Source organism: Janthinobacterium sp. 1L-D-8-B-C4 (assembly GCF_057291295.1).
Genome location: NZ_JBXAVX010000004.1, coordinates 1 through 16,100, shown reverse-complemented (window position 1 = coordinate 16,100; position 16,100 = coordinate 1). Strand labels below are relative to the sequence as shown.

General features: G+C 62.5%; 12 protein-coding genes. All 12 read left to right on the top strand.

Annotated elements, in window-relative coordinates:
* The first annotated feature begins 317 nt into the window (after positions 1–317).
* Entirely contained in the window at positions 318–1,604 is a 1,287-nt protein-coding gene (locus AC0Z42_RS08810; protein ID WP_485467850.1) for an MFS transporter, read from the top strand.
* 245 nt (positions 1,605–1,849) lie between these two features.
* On the top strand, positions 1,850–2,869 hold the full coding sequence (locus AC0Z42_RS08805) for an ABC transporter substrate-binding protein (protein ID WP_485467849.1): 1,020 nt from the start codon (positions 1,850–1,852) through the stop codon (positions 2,867–2,869).
* Positions 2,870–2,950: 81 nt separating this feature from the next.
* Positions 2,951–5,125, top strand: a complete 2,175-nt coding sequence (locus AC0Z42_RS08800; RefSeq protein WP_485467848.1) for an ABC transporter permease — start codon at positions 2,951–2,953, stop codon at positions 5,123–5,125.
* The gene (locus tag AC0Z42_RS08795) at positions 5,122–6,207 is read left to right on the top strand and encodes an ABC transporter ATP-binding protein (RefSeq protein WP_485467847.1); all 1,086 of its coding nucleotides are present in this window, start codon (positions 5,122–5,124) and stop codon (positions 6,205–6,207) included. Before AC0Z42_RS08800 ends, AC0Z42_RS08795 begins: the two co-directional genes overlap by 4 nt.
* On the top strand, positions 6,204–7,031 hold the full coding sequence (locus AC0Z42_RS08790; protein WP_485467846.1) for an inositol monophosphatase family protein: 828 nt from the start codon (positions 6,204–6,206) through the stop codon (positions 7,029–7,031). Before AC0Z42_RS08795 ends, AC0Z42_RS08790 begins: the two co-directional genes overlap by 4 nt.
* Before the next feature lie 101 nt (positions 7,032–7,132).
* Positions 7,133–8,233 (top strand): porin, encoded by a 1,101-nt coding sequence (locus AC0Z42_RS08785; RefSeq protein ID WP_485467845.1) that lies wholly within the window; start codon positions 7,133–7,135, stop codon positions 8,231–8,233.
* 71 nt (positions 8,234–8,304) lie between these two features.
* Positions 8,305–9,291 (top strand): inositol 2-dehydrogenase, encoded by a 987-nt coding sequence (gene iolG / locus AC0Z42_RS08780; protein ID WP_485467844.1) that lies wholly within the window; start codon positions 8,305–8,307, stop codon positions 9,289–9,291.
* Positions 9,292–9,306: 15 nt separating this feature from the next.
* Positions 9,307–11,253 (top strand): bifunctional 5-dehydro-2-deoxygluconokinase/5-dehydro-2-deoxyphosphogluconate aldolase, encoded by a 1,947-nt coding sequence (locus AC0Z42_RS08775; RefSeq protein ID WP_485467843.1) that lies wholly within the window; start codon positions 9,307–9,309, stop codon positions 11,251–11,253.
* Complete coding sequence (iolD, locus tag AC0Z42_RS08770) at positions 11,250–13,097, top strand: 3D-(3,5/4)-trihydroxycyclohexane-1,2-dione acylhydrolase (decyclizing) (protein ID WP_485467842.1); 1,848 nt, start codon at positions 11,250–11,252, stop codon at positions 13,095–13,097. The genes AC0Z42_RS08775 and iolD overlap by 4 nt, the downstream gene beginning before the upstream one ends.
* Complete coding sequence (iolE, locus tag AC0Z42_RS08765; RefSeq protein ID WP_485467841.1) at positions 13,094–14,008, top strand: myo-inosose-2 dehydratase; 915 nt, start codon at positions 13,094–13,096, stop codon at positions 14,006–14,008. Before iolD ends, iolE begins: the two co-directional genes overlap by 4 nt.
* Positions 14,005–14,799, top strand: a complete 795-nt coding sequence (gene iolB, locus AC0Z42_RS08760; protein ID WP_485467840.1) for a 5-deoxy-glucuronate isomerase — start codon at positions 14,005–14,007, stop codon at positions 14,797–14,799. Before iolE ends, iolB begins: the two co-directional genes overlap by 4 nt.
* Positions 14,800–14,810: 11 nt before the next feature.
* A partial coding sequence (locus AC0Z42_RS08755; RefSeq protein WP_485467839.1) for a CoA-acylating methylmalonate-semialdehyde dehydrogenase occupies positions 14,811–16,100 on the top strand: 1,290 nt, incomplete at its 3' end.

Here is a 16,100-nt window from a genome sequence, read left to right as displayed (position 1 = left end):
CCTGGCAATCGCCGGGCGATGACACACGTCCTCATCCCCTGACGCCCTTCCTGCCGTGCCCCGGATAACCGGCTGGCGCACGACCGTTGTTACTCTGATCAGTCACTATCACGGCGCGTTGACGCGCGTTGCCGACAGTTCGCTACGGCAATGAAAACCGTTGTTTTTTGTTTGCATATTTATTAGCAAATGCGCAGCAAATACGCAATGTCGCGGCTATGATATGCCAGCGACGCGTCGAGACAACGCGCCGTGCTGCTGCCTGAACAAACATCCAGAGAATGGCCTTTAGACACCCTCCACAAGGAGCGCAGTACATGAGTAATGCACCAAAGAAGAATTCACCGCGCACAGTGCTGTTCGCCAGCCTGATCGGCACTACCATCGAGTTTTTTGACTTCTATATCTACGCCACCGCCGCCGTGCTGGTGTTCCCGAAACTGTTTTTCCCGGCCGGCGACCCGTCGGCCGCCGTGCTGCAGTCGCTGGCCACCTTCGCCATCGCCTTTTTCGCGCGTCCTATCGGTTCGGCCGTGTTCGGCCACTATGGTGACCGCATCGGCCGCAAGGCCACCCTGGTGGCGGCCCTGCTGACGATGGGTATTTCCACCGTCGTCATTGGCCTGCTGCCAACCTACGCCGCGATCGGCACCATGGCGCCGTTGCTGCTGGCGCTGTGCCGTTTTGGCCAGGGCCTGGGCCTCGGTGGCGAATGGGGCGGTGCGGTGCTGCTGGCCACCGAAAACGCGCCACCGGGCAAGCGCGCCTGGTACGGCATGTTCCCGCAACTGGGCGCACCGATCGGCTTTTTCCTGTCGGGCGGCATCTTCCTGCTGTTGAATGAAACCCTGACCGAAGAGCAGTTCTTCAGCTTTGGCTGGCGCATTCCCTTCCTGGCCAGCGCACTGCTGGTCATCGTCGGCCTGTATGTGCGCCTGAAGATCACCGAAACGCCGGACTTCCAGAAAGTGCTCGACAAGAACGAGCGCGTCAAACTGCCGGTGGCCACCGTGTTCCGCCAGCATGGCCGCATGCTGTTCCTGGGCACCATCGTGGCGCTGGCCACCTTCGTGCTGTTCTACCTGATGACAGTGTTCGCACTGAGCTGGGGTACCACCAAGCTGGGCTTCACGCGCAAGGAATTCTTGATCGTGCAACTCTTCGCCGTACTGTTCTTCGCGCTGACAATCCCGTTTTCGGCCATCCTGGCCGACCGCCGCGGCCGCCGCGCGACTCTGATCTGGGTCTCGGTCGCCATCGCCGTCTTTGGCCTGGTGCTCGCGCCCATGTTCGGTTCGGGCGTGACCTGGGAAGTGACCTTGTTCATGGCCGTCGGCCTGGGCCTGATGGGCATGACCTACGGTCCGCTGGGCACCATGCTGGCCGAACTGTTCCCGCCGGAAGTGCGCTACACGGGCGCCTCGCTGACGTTCAACCTGGCCGGCATCCTGGGCGCCTCGCTGGCGCCGTATATCGCCACCTGGCTGGGCACCAACTACGGCTTGCAGTATGTGGGCTACTACCTGAGCCTGGCGGCCGTGCTGACCCTGGGCGCTTTGCTGATGGTGGGCAAACCTCGTCCGGGCAAGGAAGCGTGGGAATAAGCCTGCCCTGATCTGCGCCTGATCCACCGAGCCGCCAGCTGCAAAGCTGGCGGCTTTTTTGTCGGTAAAACACCACGCCGCACACCTTCCCAGATTCTTGTTGACAGTCAAAAACGGCTGGTGTTAAGGTGTGCACACGTGTGCAATGCAGTGCAAGCGATGAAAACAGCACATTCCCGTGACAGCGATACCGCAGCATAGCGGTACGGTCAGCAGTACAACGATAACAACAACGGAGTGAGACGATGAAGATACGCAATATTGCAATAGCCATCAGCCTGGCCTTGCCGATGACCGCCATGGCCGCCGAGGAACGCCTGTCCGTGCTGTGCTCGGCCGATATGGAATGGTGCCAGCTGATGAAGAGCCGCTTCGAAGCGGAAACGAAAATCAAGGTGTCGATGATCAGGAAAAGCGCCGGCGAAGCCTATGCCAAGATCCGCGCCGAAGCCTCGAATCCAAAGTCCGATGTCTGGTGGGGCGGCACCGGCGACCCGCACCTGCAGGCCGCCGCCGAAGGCTATACGGAAGAATACAAGTCGCCCACCTTGCCCAAACTGCAGCCGTGGGCCGTCAAGCAGGCCGAAACGGCCAAATACCGCACGGTCGGCATTTACATCGGCATCCTCGGGCTGGCTTATAACGAAACGGTATTGAAAAAGAAAAACCTGCCGGCGCCGCAGTGCTGGAAAGACCTGGTCAAGCCCGCCTACAAGGGCGAAATCGAGATGGCCAATCCGAACTCCTCGGGCGCCGCCTATAACGCGCTGGCCACCGTGGTGCAGCTGCTCGGCGAAGAAGAGGCGTTCGATTTCCTGGCGAAAATGGGCCAGAACGTCAGCAAGTATCCGAATGCTGGCGTGGCGCCGGGCGAAGACGTGGGGCGCGGCGAGGCCGGCATCGCGATCGGTTTCATGCACGACCTGATGAAGCTGACCGTGGCCGGCTTTCCGGTAAAAATCCTGCCGCCTTGCGAAGGCACGGGCTACGAGATCGGCTCGATGAGCATCGTCAAGGGCGCGAAAAACATGGACCAGGCGAAAAAATTCTATGAATTCGCCCTGCGTGCCGATGTGCAAAGCGAAGCGGTCAAGGCGCTGGCGTTCCAGATTCCATCGAATACCGCCGCCACCATTCCGGCCGCTTCGCCACGCCTGGAAAACATCAAGACCATCAACTACGACTTCGCCAAGTATGGCGCGTCCGATACGCGCAAGCGTTTGCTGCAACGCTGGACCACGCAGATCTACTCCGCCGGAAATTAAGGCACTGTCATCGTACCGCGCCCGCCAGCATGCCGCATGCCTCACCATGCCGGCGGGCCAATTTAGCTGGATAGAAACCTCATGAAAAAGATATTTTACGGCTGGCTGCTGGCCGCCCTGGCAGCGCTGTGCCTGTTGCCCTGGCATCAGCAGGAAGCGGGCCTGTTTGCCGGCGAGTGGCTGCGCGACGGCCAGTTCTTCACGCAGCACGGCGCACCGGCCGTGCTGCAACTGCTGTCCTTCGGCGCCTGGCCGCTGGGCGTGTTCTTTGCCCTGCTGGCGGCCAGCGCCGCGCTGGTGGCCGGCAAGGTGCACCGCAAAACCCTGGGCCTGGCGCAGATCGCGATTGGCGGCGCCGGCCTGCTGTGGCTGGCATGGCTGGGCTGGGGGCCGCTGGCCGCTGCCACCGGCCTGGGTTTTGGCGCGCTGCTGCTGGCGCTGTGCCTGCTGTTTTTGCTCACCTCCGGCGCCGCCGCCTGTGGCGTATGCCGCGGCGACGCCTTCGTGGCCGGCGCGATTGGCCTGATCATTTGTTTGATCTCGCTGTTCGTGCTGTTCCCGGTGGCCCTGATCCTGGTCAGCGCCGGCCAGCCGATGGATGATGGCGGCACCGGCGCCGCCGCCATGCTGCAGCGCCTGGTCGACCCCGGCATCTGGAGCCTCAATTGCGTGGCCGGCCCGGGCCGCTGCGGCGTGGCCTGGAATACGCTGGCGCTGGCCTTGCTGACGGGCGTCTCGGCCACCTTCCTGGGCCTGGTGTTTGCGTTGCTGGTAACGCGCACCAATGGCCGCTGGGTGCGCCCGATGCGCGCGATTACCATCCTGCCCATCGTTACGCCGCCGTTCGTGCTGGGCCTGGCGCTGATTTTGCTGTTCGGCCGCAACGGCGCCGTCACCGGCCTGGTCGGCGACCTGTTCGGCATCGAGCAAAGCCGCTGGCTATACGGCATGACCGGCGTGTGGCTGTCGCAGATGCTGGCCTTTGCGCCGATCGCCTTCATGACGCTGATCGGCGTGGTCGAAGGCGTCAGCCCGTCGCTGGAAGAAGCGTCGGGCACCCTGGGCGCGAGCAGCTGGCAGACCTTCGTGAAAGTGTCGCTGCCGCTGATGCGCCCCGGCATCGCCAACGCCTTTTTGCTGTGCTTTATTGAAAGCATGGCCGACTTTGGCAATCCGATGGTGTTGGGCGGTAACTTCCACGTGCTGTCGACGGAAATCTTCTTTTCCGTGGTGGGTGCCTCGAACGATCAGGGCCGCGCCGCGACTTTGGCCATCGTGCTGCTGACCTTTGCCGTCGGCGCGTTTTTTATCCAGAACCTGTGGCTGGGCAAGAAATCCTATGTAACGGTGACGGGCAAGGCCGACCATGGCGGCCACGCCTCGCTCAACCCGCGCCTGAAAACCACCTTGTGGACCATCGCGCTGCCATGGTTTGCTTTCACGGCACTGGTGTATGGCACGGTGGTGGCCGGCGGCTTTGTCAACAACTGGGGCCAGGACAATGCCTTTACCCTGCGCCACTATATCGACGCCTTCGGCATCAGCTCGGGCAGCGCCGGCTGGCAATGGACGGGCCAGGCCTGGCCGTCGCTGTTTACCACGCTGACCATCTCGGCGATTGCCGCGCCGCTGACGGCCTTTGTCGGCATCCTGTCGGCCTGGCTGCTGGTGCGCCAGCAATTTGCCCTGAAAAGCGCGTTCGAGTTCGGCACCATGCTCAGCTTTGCGATTCCCGGCACCGTGATCGGCATCAGCTACATTCTTGCCTTCAACTCGGCGCCAATCGAACTGACGGGCACGGCCACCATCCTGATCCTGTGCTTTGTGTTCCGCAATATGCCGATGGGCTTGCGCACCGGGATTGCCGCCATGCGCCAGCTTGACGGCAGCCTGGACGAAGCGTCGATCACCCTGGGCGCCAGCAGCTGGACCACCATGCGCAAGGTCATCCTGCCGCTGCTGCGACCGGCGATTGCCTCGGCCCTGGTGTACGGTTTCGTGCGCTCGATCACGTCGATCTCGGCCGTGGTGTTCCTGGTCAGCGCCGATTACGACATGGCCACTTCCTACATTATCGGCCTGGTGTCGAACGGCAACTACGGTACGGCGATTGCCTACGCCACGGTGCTGATCGTCGTCATCCTGCTGTGCATCCAATTGATACATCTGCTGGTCGGCAATCGCCGCCTTCGCCGCGTCAGCGCCGAAAAAGCCGTCCCTGCCGCCGTGCCCCACCTGGAAAAGAGCTACGCATGAACCACTTCACTACCCAAGAAACGGCCCTGTCCGCGCTGGAATTTGACGGCGTTACCAAGCGCTACGGCAAGGCGCTTGCCGTCAACAATGTTTCCTTCACCATCGCGCCGCGCACCATGGTCACCTTGCTGGGGCCCAGCGGCTGCGGCAAGACCTCGACCCTGCGCCTGATCGCCGGCCTCGAGCGCGTCAGCGATGGGCGCATCCTGCTGGCCGGGGAAGACGTCACCTTGACATCGGCGGCCGAACGCGACGTCAGCATGGTATTCCAGTCGTATGCCTTGTTCCCGCATATGACCGTGCTCGACAACGTGTCCTACGGCCTGCTGGTGGCAGGCGAAAGCAAGCCACGCGCCCATGAACGGGCGCATGAAAGCCTGCGCCTGGTGGGCCTGGCCGATTTTTCCGCGCGCTTCCCTAACGAGTTGTCGGGTGGCCAGCAGCAGCGCGTGGCCGTGGCCCGTTCGCTGGTGCTGCAGCCCAAGGTGCTGCTGCTCGACGAGCCGCTGTCCAACCTCGACACCAAGCTGCGCCGCCGCGTGCGCGACGAGATCCGCGATATCCAGGTCAAGCTGGGGCTCACTGCGGTGTACGTCACGCATGACCAGGAAGAGGCCTTGGCCATCTCCGACCAGATCATCGTCATGAACCGCCAGGTGATTGCGCAAAAGGGCACGCCGCACGAGCTGTTCGAGTCGCCGGCCGACAAGTTCGTGGCCGACTTCATTTGCAACGCGAATATCGTCGACGGCGTGATCGAATCGGTTGCCGACGGCAAGGCCGTCTGCGCCATGGGCAAGCTGCGGCTGCGTCTGCCTTGCCGCACGCAGCGCAGCGGTGAAGCGAGCTTTGCCGTGCGCCCGGAAGCGATTTTGCTGTCGCCAGCCTTGCCCGACAGCGCGATGGTGGTGCGCGTCAAGCGCGCCACCTACCTGGGACGCGAAATGCAATACACGCTCGAGACGCCGGTCGGTGAACTGTTTGCCGTCTCGCACGACCTGAGCCAGGTTTTCACGCAAGGCACATCGGTCGCCATGACCGTACACGAACATGGCGCAGCCATTATTGGAGGACAAGCATGACAGATATGACACAGGCAGCGGTGATCGCGGCAACAACGGATGCCGCCACCCTGGAACGCTACGCCTATGTGCGGCAGATCATCGCCCAGGCCGGCGAGATTGCCGTCGGCATGTTCCAGCGGCGCACGGAACTGGTGATCGAGGAAAAAGGCCTGCAGGACATGGTCAGCATTGCCGACCGCATGGTGGAAGATTTCCTGCGCGAAAAAATCAGTGCGCGCTTTCCCGATGACGCGGTGGTTGGCGAGGAGCGCGGCGGCGGCGCGTCAGGTGCGCGCTGCGTGTGGGTGATCGACCCGATCGACGGCACCGCCTGTTTCGTCAACGGCATGCTGGCCTGGTGCGTGTCGATCGGCGTCCTGGTCGACGGCCAGCCGGCCATCGGCGCCGTGTTTGACCCGAATTCAGGTGAGCTGTTCCACGCCTGCCGGGGGCAGGGCGCGTATGTCGGCGAGGTCCGCCTGCAGGTCAACGATGTCGCCAGCCTGCAAGGCGGCGTGCTGGGCGTGGGCTTTTCGCACAGGGTCGGCACCGATACCTTCTTGCCCTTCCTGCACGATGTGCTCGAAGCCGGTGGCATGTTCATCCGCAACGGTTCCGGCGCGCTGATGATCGCCTATGTGGCGGCCGGGCGATTGATCGGCTACTTCGAGCCGCATATCAATTCCTGGGATTGCCTGGCGGGCATCGTGCTGGTCAACGAGGCGGGCGGACGCTGCAATGATTTCCTGGCCAATAACGGCCTGGAGAAAGGCAACCCCATCCTGGTGGCGGGACCGAGCCTGTATCCGCTGGTGGCCGCTCTGGCGCTGCCGCGCTGCTGAAAATTCATTCATTGCAAGGAGAGGACGGCGTCCGGCGGCGGGCGCAGGCAGGTGCACCATCATGAGTAATCCATACCTATAAAAAACAAGCAGGAGACGGGATGAAAAACAGGATGAAAAACAACACCATGCAGTTGAACAAAATCGCCACGGCCTTGTTGCTGGCCGTGCCAGGCTATGTCTTTGCCGAATCGAGCGTGGTGGTCTATGGCCGCATCCATGCCGGCCTGGACCGGATCGAAACGTCGAGCTCGGCCACCGCGCCGAATGGCGAATCGGTGTCGCGCGTGTCGGACAATTCATCGAAGATCGGCTTTCGTGGCCGTGAAGACCTGGGCAATGGCAATACTGCGTTTTTCCAGATCGAAGGCAATGCCAAGCTCGACGACGGCACCGGCGCCATCAACAGCAAGGACACCTTTGTCGGCCTGGAAAACCCGGCCTATGGCCGCATTGCGCTGGGCCGCTTCGCCACGCCGATCCGCCAGATCAACGGCTATACCAACCGCTTTGTCGGCGAAGGCATTCAGGATGACGCGAATATCTCGCAGCTCGGTGGCGAAGGCTTCAACCGCCGCGCCTCGAATGCCGTCAGCTACCGCACGCCGGTGATGCAAGGCTTCAGCGCCACCATCTACCGCGCCAGCGAAAACGAAGCACCCAATGGCGACCGCATCTATTCGGGCATCGTGCAGTACGTCAACGGCCCCGTGAAAGGCGCGGTTGGCTATGAAAAGCATACCGACCTGCGTCCCGGCTACAGCGAGAAAATGTTCCGTGCGGTGGCCAACTACAACTTTGGCGGCGGCGACGTGGGCGTGGCCTGGAACCGCATGGTGTACGACATCGCCAGCGGCGACCTGCGGCGCGATTACTTCACCATCACGGGCGCCTACAAGGCCGGCGGTGGCTCTTTTATCGGCCGCTTCGGCGTGGCCGGCGATGTGTCGGGCAGCGCGCCGGACGGCGCCAGCGTCACCGTCAAGGCCACCTCGCTGGTGCGCGGCGACGACAGCGGCGCCAAGCAGGCAACCCTGGGCTACGAGTACTACTTGTCCAAGCGCAGCACGGTGTACGCCTATTACACGCAGACCAATAACGACCGCAACGCCAACTACACCTTTGGCGGCAATGCCTTTGCCACCACCAGGAAGGGCGCCAGGCTGAGCGGCGTGATGCTGGGCGTGATTCATTTGTTTTAACCATTTGCCCGCAATTGCACACGTGTGCAATTGCGGGTGCTTTACTTTTTGAGAAACAACAGGAGATGGAAATGATACAAGTGGCATTGTTCGGCGCCGGTCGCATCGGCCGCATTCACGCCGGCAATCTGGTGCGCCAGCCCGGCGTGCGCCTGAAATACGTGGTCGACGTGCATGCGGGCGCGGTCGCCGAAGTGGCCGCCCTGCATGGCGCCAGCGTGGCCAGCGTTGAAGCGGTATTGGCCGACCCCGAAATCAAGGCCGTGCTGATCGCCTCGAGCACCGACACGCACGCCGACCTGATCGTGCGCGCGGCCGCCGCCGGCAAGGCCATCTTTTGCGAAAAGCCGGTCGACCTGACCTTGCCGCAGGCGCGCGCAGCGGCCGCTGCCGTCAACGACGCCGGTGTGCTGTGCATGATCGGCTTCCAGCGCCGCTACGATCCCACGTTTGCCGCCGTCAAGGCGCGCATTGCAGCGGGCGAGATCGGCACGCCCGAAATGCTGATCGTCACCAGCCGCGATCCGGGGCCGCCGCCGGTCAGCTATATCAAGGTCTCGGGCGGCATCTTCAAGGACATGCTGATCCATGACTTCGACATCTTCCGCTGGATACTCGACGACGAAGCCGTCAGCGTGCACGCCACCGGCAGCTGCCTGGTCGACCCGGCGATTGCCGAAGCGGGCGACCTCGACTGTACGGCCGTGACGATCCGCACCGCCCGAGGCCGCTTGTGCCAGATCAATACCACGCGCCGCGCCGCCTATGGCTACGACCAGCGCTTCGAAGTACTGGGCAATCTGGGCATGCTGCAGGCGGGCAACCACAAGCCGACCGAAGTGACCGCCTATGGCGCGGTGAACGTCAGCGTGGACCGTCCGGAAGACTTCTTTCTGGAACGCTACCGCGCCGCCTACGCCAGCGAAATGGCGCACTTTTTCGACGCCTTTGCCCACGGCGCGCCACTGCGCACCACCGTCCACGACGGCCTGAAAGCGCTGGAGCTGGCTGAAGCGGCCACCGTGTCGTGGCGCGAACAGCGCATCGTGCAACTGTAATCACGAAAGAATGCCATGAACAATACAACGCAATTTGCGCAGCACCGCGCGCTGGACGTGATCTGCCTGGGCCGCCTGGCGGTGGATCTGTACGCGCAGCAGATCGGCAGCACCCTGGAAGACGCCACCAGCTTTGCCAAATACCTGGGTGGCTCGTCGGCCAATATCGCCTTCGGCACGGCGCGCCTGGGCCTGAAATCGGCCATGCTGTCGAAAGTGGGCGACGACCATATGGGCCGCTTCCTGACAGACGCTTTGGCGCGCGAAGGCTGCGACGTCAGCCATGTCGGCGTCGACCATGACCGGCTCACCGCGCTGGTGATGCTGGGCATCAAGGACAAGGATACCTTTCCGCTGATTTTCTACCGCGAGAACTGCGCCGATATGGCGATCGAAGCGGCATCGGTCGATGCAGCATTTATCGCCAGCAGCAAGGCGCTCCTGATTACCGGCACGCACTTTTCGACGGCCGCCATGCATGCCGTCAGCTCGCAGGCGTTGACCCTGGCCCGCGCCAACAATGTGCGAACGGTGCTCGATATCGATTACCGGCCGGTGCTGTGGGGCTTGTCGGGCAAGGCCGATGGCGAGACGCGCTTTGTATCGAACGAAGGTGTCACAAAACATCTGCAAGCGATTCTGCCTTGTTTTGATTTGATCGTTGGTACGGAAGAAGAGTTCATGATTGCAGGCGGTGGTGCCGATATCGTGGCCTCGCTGCAAGCCGTGCGCGCGGTCAGCTCCGCCACGCTGGTGGTCAAGCGCGGGCCGCTGGGCTCGGCCGTGATCGACGCTGCGATCCCTGCCAGTCTCGATGCTGCCTATAACTACCAGGGCGTGCGCGTGGAAGTGTTGAATGTGCTCGGTGCCGGCGACGCCTTTTTGTCGGGCTTTTTGAAAGGCTGGCTGCGCGGCGAAGACTACGAGACCTGCTGCCGCTACGCCAATGGCTGCGGCGCGCTGGTGGTATCGCGCCATGGCTGCGCGCCGGCCATGCCGTCCACGGTCGAGCTCGATTATTTCCTGGCTAACGCCGACAAGCTGACGCATCCCGACCAGGATGCGACCCTGGCGCGCTTGCACCGCACGACGGTGGCGCGCAAACAATGGAATGAAGTATGCGTGTTTGCGTTTGACCATCGCACGCAATTCTTTGAACTGGCCCAGCAGGGCGCGGCCGATGAGGCGCGCATTTCAAGGCTGAAGCAATTGTTCGTGCAGGCGGTAGGGCAGACGGAAGCGGCGCGTGGCTTGCAAGGCGGCACGGGCGTGCTGATCGATGACCGCTATGGCGTCGATGCGCTGAACGATGCCACCGGGCGCGGCTGGTGGATAGGCCGTCCGGTTGAAATGCCGGGCTCGAATCCGCTGCAGTTCGACTGGGGCCGCTCCTTGTCCTCGCGCCTGGTGCAGTGGCCGAAAGAGCATGTGATCAAATGCCTGGTGCAACTGCACCCGGACGATACGCCGGAAAACCGGCTGGAACAGGAAGCGCAGATCAAGGGCCTGTACGACGCGGCCCAGATCACCGGCCACGAATTGCTGCTGGAAATTATTCCCGCCAAGGCGCTGCCCCAGCACGACGATACGGTGTACCGCGCCGTGAAGCGCTTGTATAACCTCGGCATCTATCCCGAATGGTGGAAGCTGGAAAGCATGACGGCCAGACAGTGGAAGATGATCGACGCCCTGATCCACGAGCGCGATCCCTACTGCCGTGGCGTGGTGCTGCTGGGCCTGAACGCGCCGATTTCCGAGCTGGCCGCCAGCTTCGAGGAAGCAAGACATAGCACCACCTGCCGCGGCTTTATGGTCGGGCGCACGATATTTCAGGAACCGAGCCGCCGCTGGCTGGCCGGCCAGATCGATGACGCCACCCTGATCGCGCAGGTACGCGCCAACTTCGAACAACTGATCAAGCTGTGGCGACAGACCCGCAACCAGCTGGAGCGTGCGGCATGAGCGCGACCATCCGACTGACCATGGCGCAGGCGCTGGTACGTTACCTGGCGGCACTACGTGTCGAGAGCGGCGAGCCGCTGTTTGGCGGCGCGTTTGCGATATTTGGCCACGGCAATGTGGCGGGCCTGGGCGAAGCCTTGTACCAGTATCGCGAGAGTTTTCCCACTTACCGTGCCCATAACGAACAGGCGATGGCGCATGCGGCGATCGCGTATGCCAAGGCCCATATGCGCCGGCGCATGATGGCCGTCACCAGTTCGATCGGTCCCGGCGCGACAAACTTGCTGACGGCGGCAGCGCTGGCGCATGTGAACCGGCTGCCGGTGCTGCTGTTGCCAGGCGACGTGTTTGTCTCGCGCGCACCGGACCCGGTGCTGCAGCAGCTGGAAGACTCGGTTGATGGCAGCGTGTCCGTCAACGACGCCTTCAAGCCGCTGTCGCGTTATTTCGACCGCATTATCTATCCGGAACAGCTGCTGACGGCCCTGCCGCGCGCCATCGCCGCCCTGACCGACCCGGCCGCTTGCGGCCCCGTCACCCTGTCGCTGCCGCAGGACGTGCAGACCATGGCGTATGACTATCCGGAAGAATTTTTTGCACCGAGGGTGGTGCGTTTCCGCGCCATCCCGCCGGTAGCTTCCGAACTGGAAGAAGCGGCGGAAGTACTGAAAAAGGCCAGGCAACCCTTGATTGTGGCCGGTGGCGGCGTGCTGTACGGCCAGGCTGGCGCAGCCTTGCGCGCCTTTGCCGAACGCCATGGCATTCCCGTGGCGGAAACCCATGCCGGTAAAAGTTCCTTGCCGTGGGACCATCCGCTGCAACTGGGCGCGATCGGCGTCACCGGTGCACCGTCGGCCAATGCGCTGGCCAGCCAGGCCGATGTGGTACTGGCTGTGGGCACGCGGCTGCAGGACTTTACGACCGGTTCGAACTCGTTGTTTGCCAGGGCCGAACTTGTCAGCCTGAACGTCAACAGTTTCGATGCGCTCAAACGCCGTGGTCTCGGCGTGCAAGCCGATGCCACCCTGGGCCTGCAAGGACTGTCGGCCTTGTTGCCAGACTGGACCAGCAGCGCGGAATGGCAAGAACTGGCGCGCCGTGAAGCGGCCGGCTGGCGCGAAACGGTGGCTGCCATTACCGGCAAACGCGAGGTGGCCGGCTTGCCGTATGACGGCGAAGTGATCGGCGCCGTGCAGCGTTCATCAACCACCTCGGCCAGCAACGATATCGTTGTCTGCGCGGCGGGCACCTTGCCGGCCGAACTGCACAAGCTGTGGCGCACCAGCACGCCCGGTGGCTACCATATGGAATACGGTTACTCGTGCATGGGCTATGAGATCGCCGGCGGCCTCGGCGTGAAGATGGCGAAACCCGAGGCTGATGTGATCGTGATGGTCGGCGATGGCAGTTATCTGATGATGAATTCGGAAATCGCCACCTCGGTCATGCTGGATAAAAAGCTGATTATCGTGGTCCTGGATAACTGCGGCTACGGCTGCATCAACCGGTTGCAGCAGGCCTGCGGCAATGCGCCGTTCAACAATATGCTGGTCGATTGCCTGCAGGCAGGCGAGGGCGCACCAGCCATCGATTTTGCGCTGCATGCGAAGTCCCTTGGTGCCTTGTCCGAACATGTGGACGGCATTGCCGGCCTGGAAGCCGCGCTGGTACGCGCCCGCGCCGCCAGCCGCACCTATCTGATTTGCATCGATACCGACGATACGCGCACGACCGAGGAGGGCGGCTGCTGGTGGGAAGTGGCCGTGCCCGAGGTTTCGACCCAGCCCGGCGTGCAAGCGGCACGCGCCCGTTATGAACTTGAGCGCCAAGGACAATCAAAATGAATACATGGAATGTAAAAATCGGCATCAATCCGATCTCGTGGATGAACGACGACCTGCCATCGCTGGGTGGTGAAACGCCGTTGGAAACGGCCTTGAAAGAGGGCGCCGAAATCGGCTATGCGGGCTTTGAGCTGGGCAACAAGTTTCCCAAGGAATCGTCCGCCCTGCGCGCCGTGCTGGGAAAGTACGACCTGGCCTGCGTGTCGGGCTGGTATTCGGGCCGGCTGGCCAGCCGTTCGGCCGAAGAGGAAATCGAAGCAGTGCAATCGCATTTGCGCTTGCTGGCCGAAAGCGGCGCCACCGTCATGGTCTACGGCGAAGTGGCCGACGCGATCCAGGGCGAAGCGCGGCCGCTGTATAAACGGCCGCGCTTCCAGTCGCAACAACAATGGCAGGACTATGCCGACAAGCTGACCGTGTTTGCCAGACACCTGCTGGAGCACGGCGTGCGGCTGGCCTACCACCACCATATGGGCGCGTATGTGGAGTCGCCGGCCGATGTCGACCAGCTGATGGCGCTGACCGGTGAAGAAGTCGGCTTGCTGTTCGACACCGGTCATATCACCTTTGGCGGCGGCGACGCCCTGACAGTGTTAACGAAGCATATCGATCGTATCTGCCATGTGCATTGCAAGGATGTGCGCCCGAACGTGATCAAGCTGGCCAGGAATGGCCACTGGAGTTTCCTGCAGGCTGTGATCAATGGCGCCTTCAGCGTGCCCGGCGACGGCAGCATCGATTTCCCAGGCATCCTGGCCGCCCTGTATCGCCATGGCTATCAGGGCTGGCTGGTGGTGGAAGCCGAGCAGGACCCGGCGGTGGCCCCCAGCTATCAGTATGCCAAGATGGGTCATGATTATTTGGCCAAGCTGGTCGACGAGATTCCGCGTTTGAAACGGGAGGCCGCATGAACAGCCTGCTGGTCAAGGCGCAGGCTGGCCCAAAAATCGTCGAAGTCACGCCAGAGTCGGCCGGCTGGACCCATGTCGGCTTTGCCGCGCACCGGCTGGCGGCGGGCGAACAGCTCAGCCTGGAAACCGGTGAGCGCGAGCTGTGCGTGGTGGTGATGACCGGTACAGTCACGGTGCAGGCTGGTGACCAGGTGTGGCGCGATATTGGTACGCGCCAGAGCGTGTTCGACGACCGCGCGCCGGCAGCGGTGTATGTACCGCGCCGCATGCAGGTCACGGTCACTGCGAGCACCGGCGCCGAAGTGGCGCTGTGCAGCGCGCCGGGCACCACCGACCGCCAGGCCCGCCTGATCGACCCGAATACCATGACGCGCTCGGTGCGCGGCAAGGGCGCCAACACGCGCTATGTGTGCGATATCCTGCCGCAAACGGAAGCCGCCGATGGCTTGCTGGTGGTCGAGGTGGTCACGCCCTCGGGCCATTCGTCGAGCTATCCGCCGCACAAGCACGATAACGACAATATCCCGCTGGAGAGTTCGCTCGAAGAAACCTATTACCACCGCCTCAACCCCGAACAGGGTTTTGCGTTTCAACGAGTCTATACGGACGACCGCAGCATCGACCAGGCGCTGGCGGTGGAAAACCACGATGTGGTGATGGTGCCGCGTGGTTACCATCCGGTCACCGTGCCGTATGGCTACGACGGCTACTACCTGAATGTGATGGCCGGCCCGAAACGGGTCTGGCATTTTAAAAACGATCCGGCCCATGAATGGCTGATGACAAAATAATCAAGGACACTATGACAACCCCGACAATTGGTCACTTTATTGGTGGCAAAGCCATGGCTTCGCGTTCCGAGCGCTTGTCCGATGTATTTAACCCGGCCACCGGCGCGGTGACAGCCAAGGTTGCGCTGGCCACCAGCAGCGAACTGAATGCGGCCGTGGCCGCGGCCCATGCGGCGTTTCCGGCCTGGTCGCAAACCTCGCCGCTGCGCCGCGCGCGCGTGATGTTCAAGTTCAAGGAACTACTGGAAACCCACTCCGATGAACTGGCGGCCTTGATTACCGCCGAGCATGGCAAAGTATTTACCGACGCCAAGGGCGAAGTGACGCGCGGTATCGAAGTGGTCGAGTTCGCCTGCGGCATCCCGCAAATGATGAAGGGCGAATACAGCGAGCAAGTGGCCGGCGGCATCGACGCCTGGTCGATCCGCCAGGCGCTGGGTGTCTGCGTGGGCATTACGCCATTCAATTTCCCGGTGATGGTGCCGATGTGGATGTTCCCGATGGCAATTGCCTGCGGCAACACGTTCGTGCTGAAACCGTCCGAGCGCGATCCCTCGGCCAGCCTCTTGTTGGCGAAGTTGCTCACCGAAGCGGGCTTGCCCGACGGCGTGTTCAATGTCGTGCAGGGCGACAAGGAAGCCGTCGATGGCCTGCTCAACCACCCCGATGTGCGCGCCGTCAGCTTTGTCGGTTCGACGCCGATCGCCGAATATATCTACGCCACCGGCTGCGCGCAGGGTAAACGCGTGCAGGCGCTGGGCGGCGCGAAAAATCATATGGTGGTGATGCCGGACGCCGATATTCCACAAACGGTGGATGCTTTGATGGGCGCCGCCTTCGGCTCGGCCGGCGAGCGCTGCATGGCCATTTCGGTGGTGGTGGCGGTCGGCAATGTGGCCGACCAGTTGGTCGAAGCCTTGCTGCCACGTATTGCCGAACTCAAAATTACCCAGGGCATGGATCTGGCGGCCGAAATGGGCCCGGTGGTCACGCAAGTGCACAAGGATAAAATCAGCGGCTATATCGCCACGGGCGTAAAAGAAGGCGCAAAACTGGTGGCGGATGGGCGCGGCTTTGTGCTGCCGGGCCATGAAAACGGCTTCTTCCTCGGCGGCAGCCTGTTCGATCATGTCACGCCAGAAATGACCATCTACAAGGAAGAGATCTTCGGCCCGGTGCTGTGCATCGTGCGCGTGCCCGATTTTGCCACCGCGCTGGACCTGGTCAACGCCCATGAATACGGCAACGGCACGGCGATCTACACGCGCGACGGCAACACGGCCCGCGAATACACGCACCGG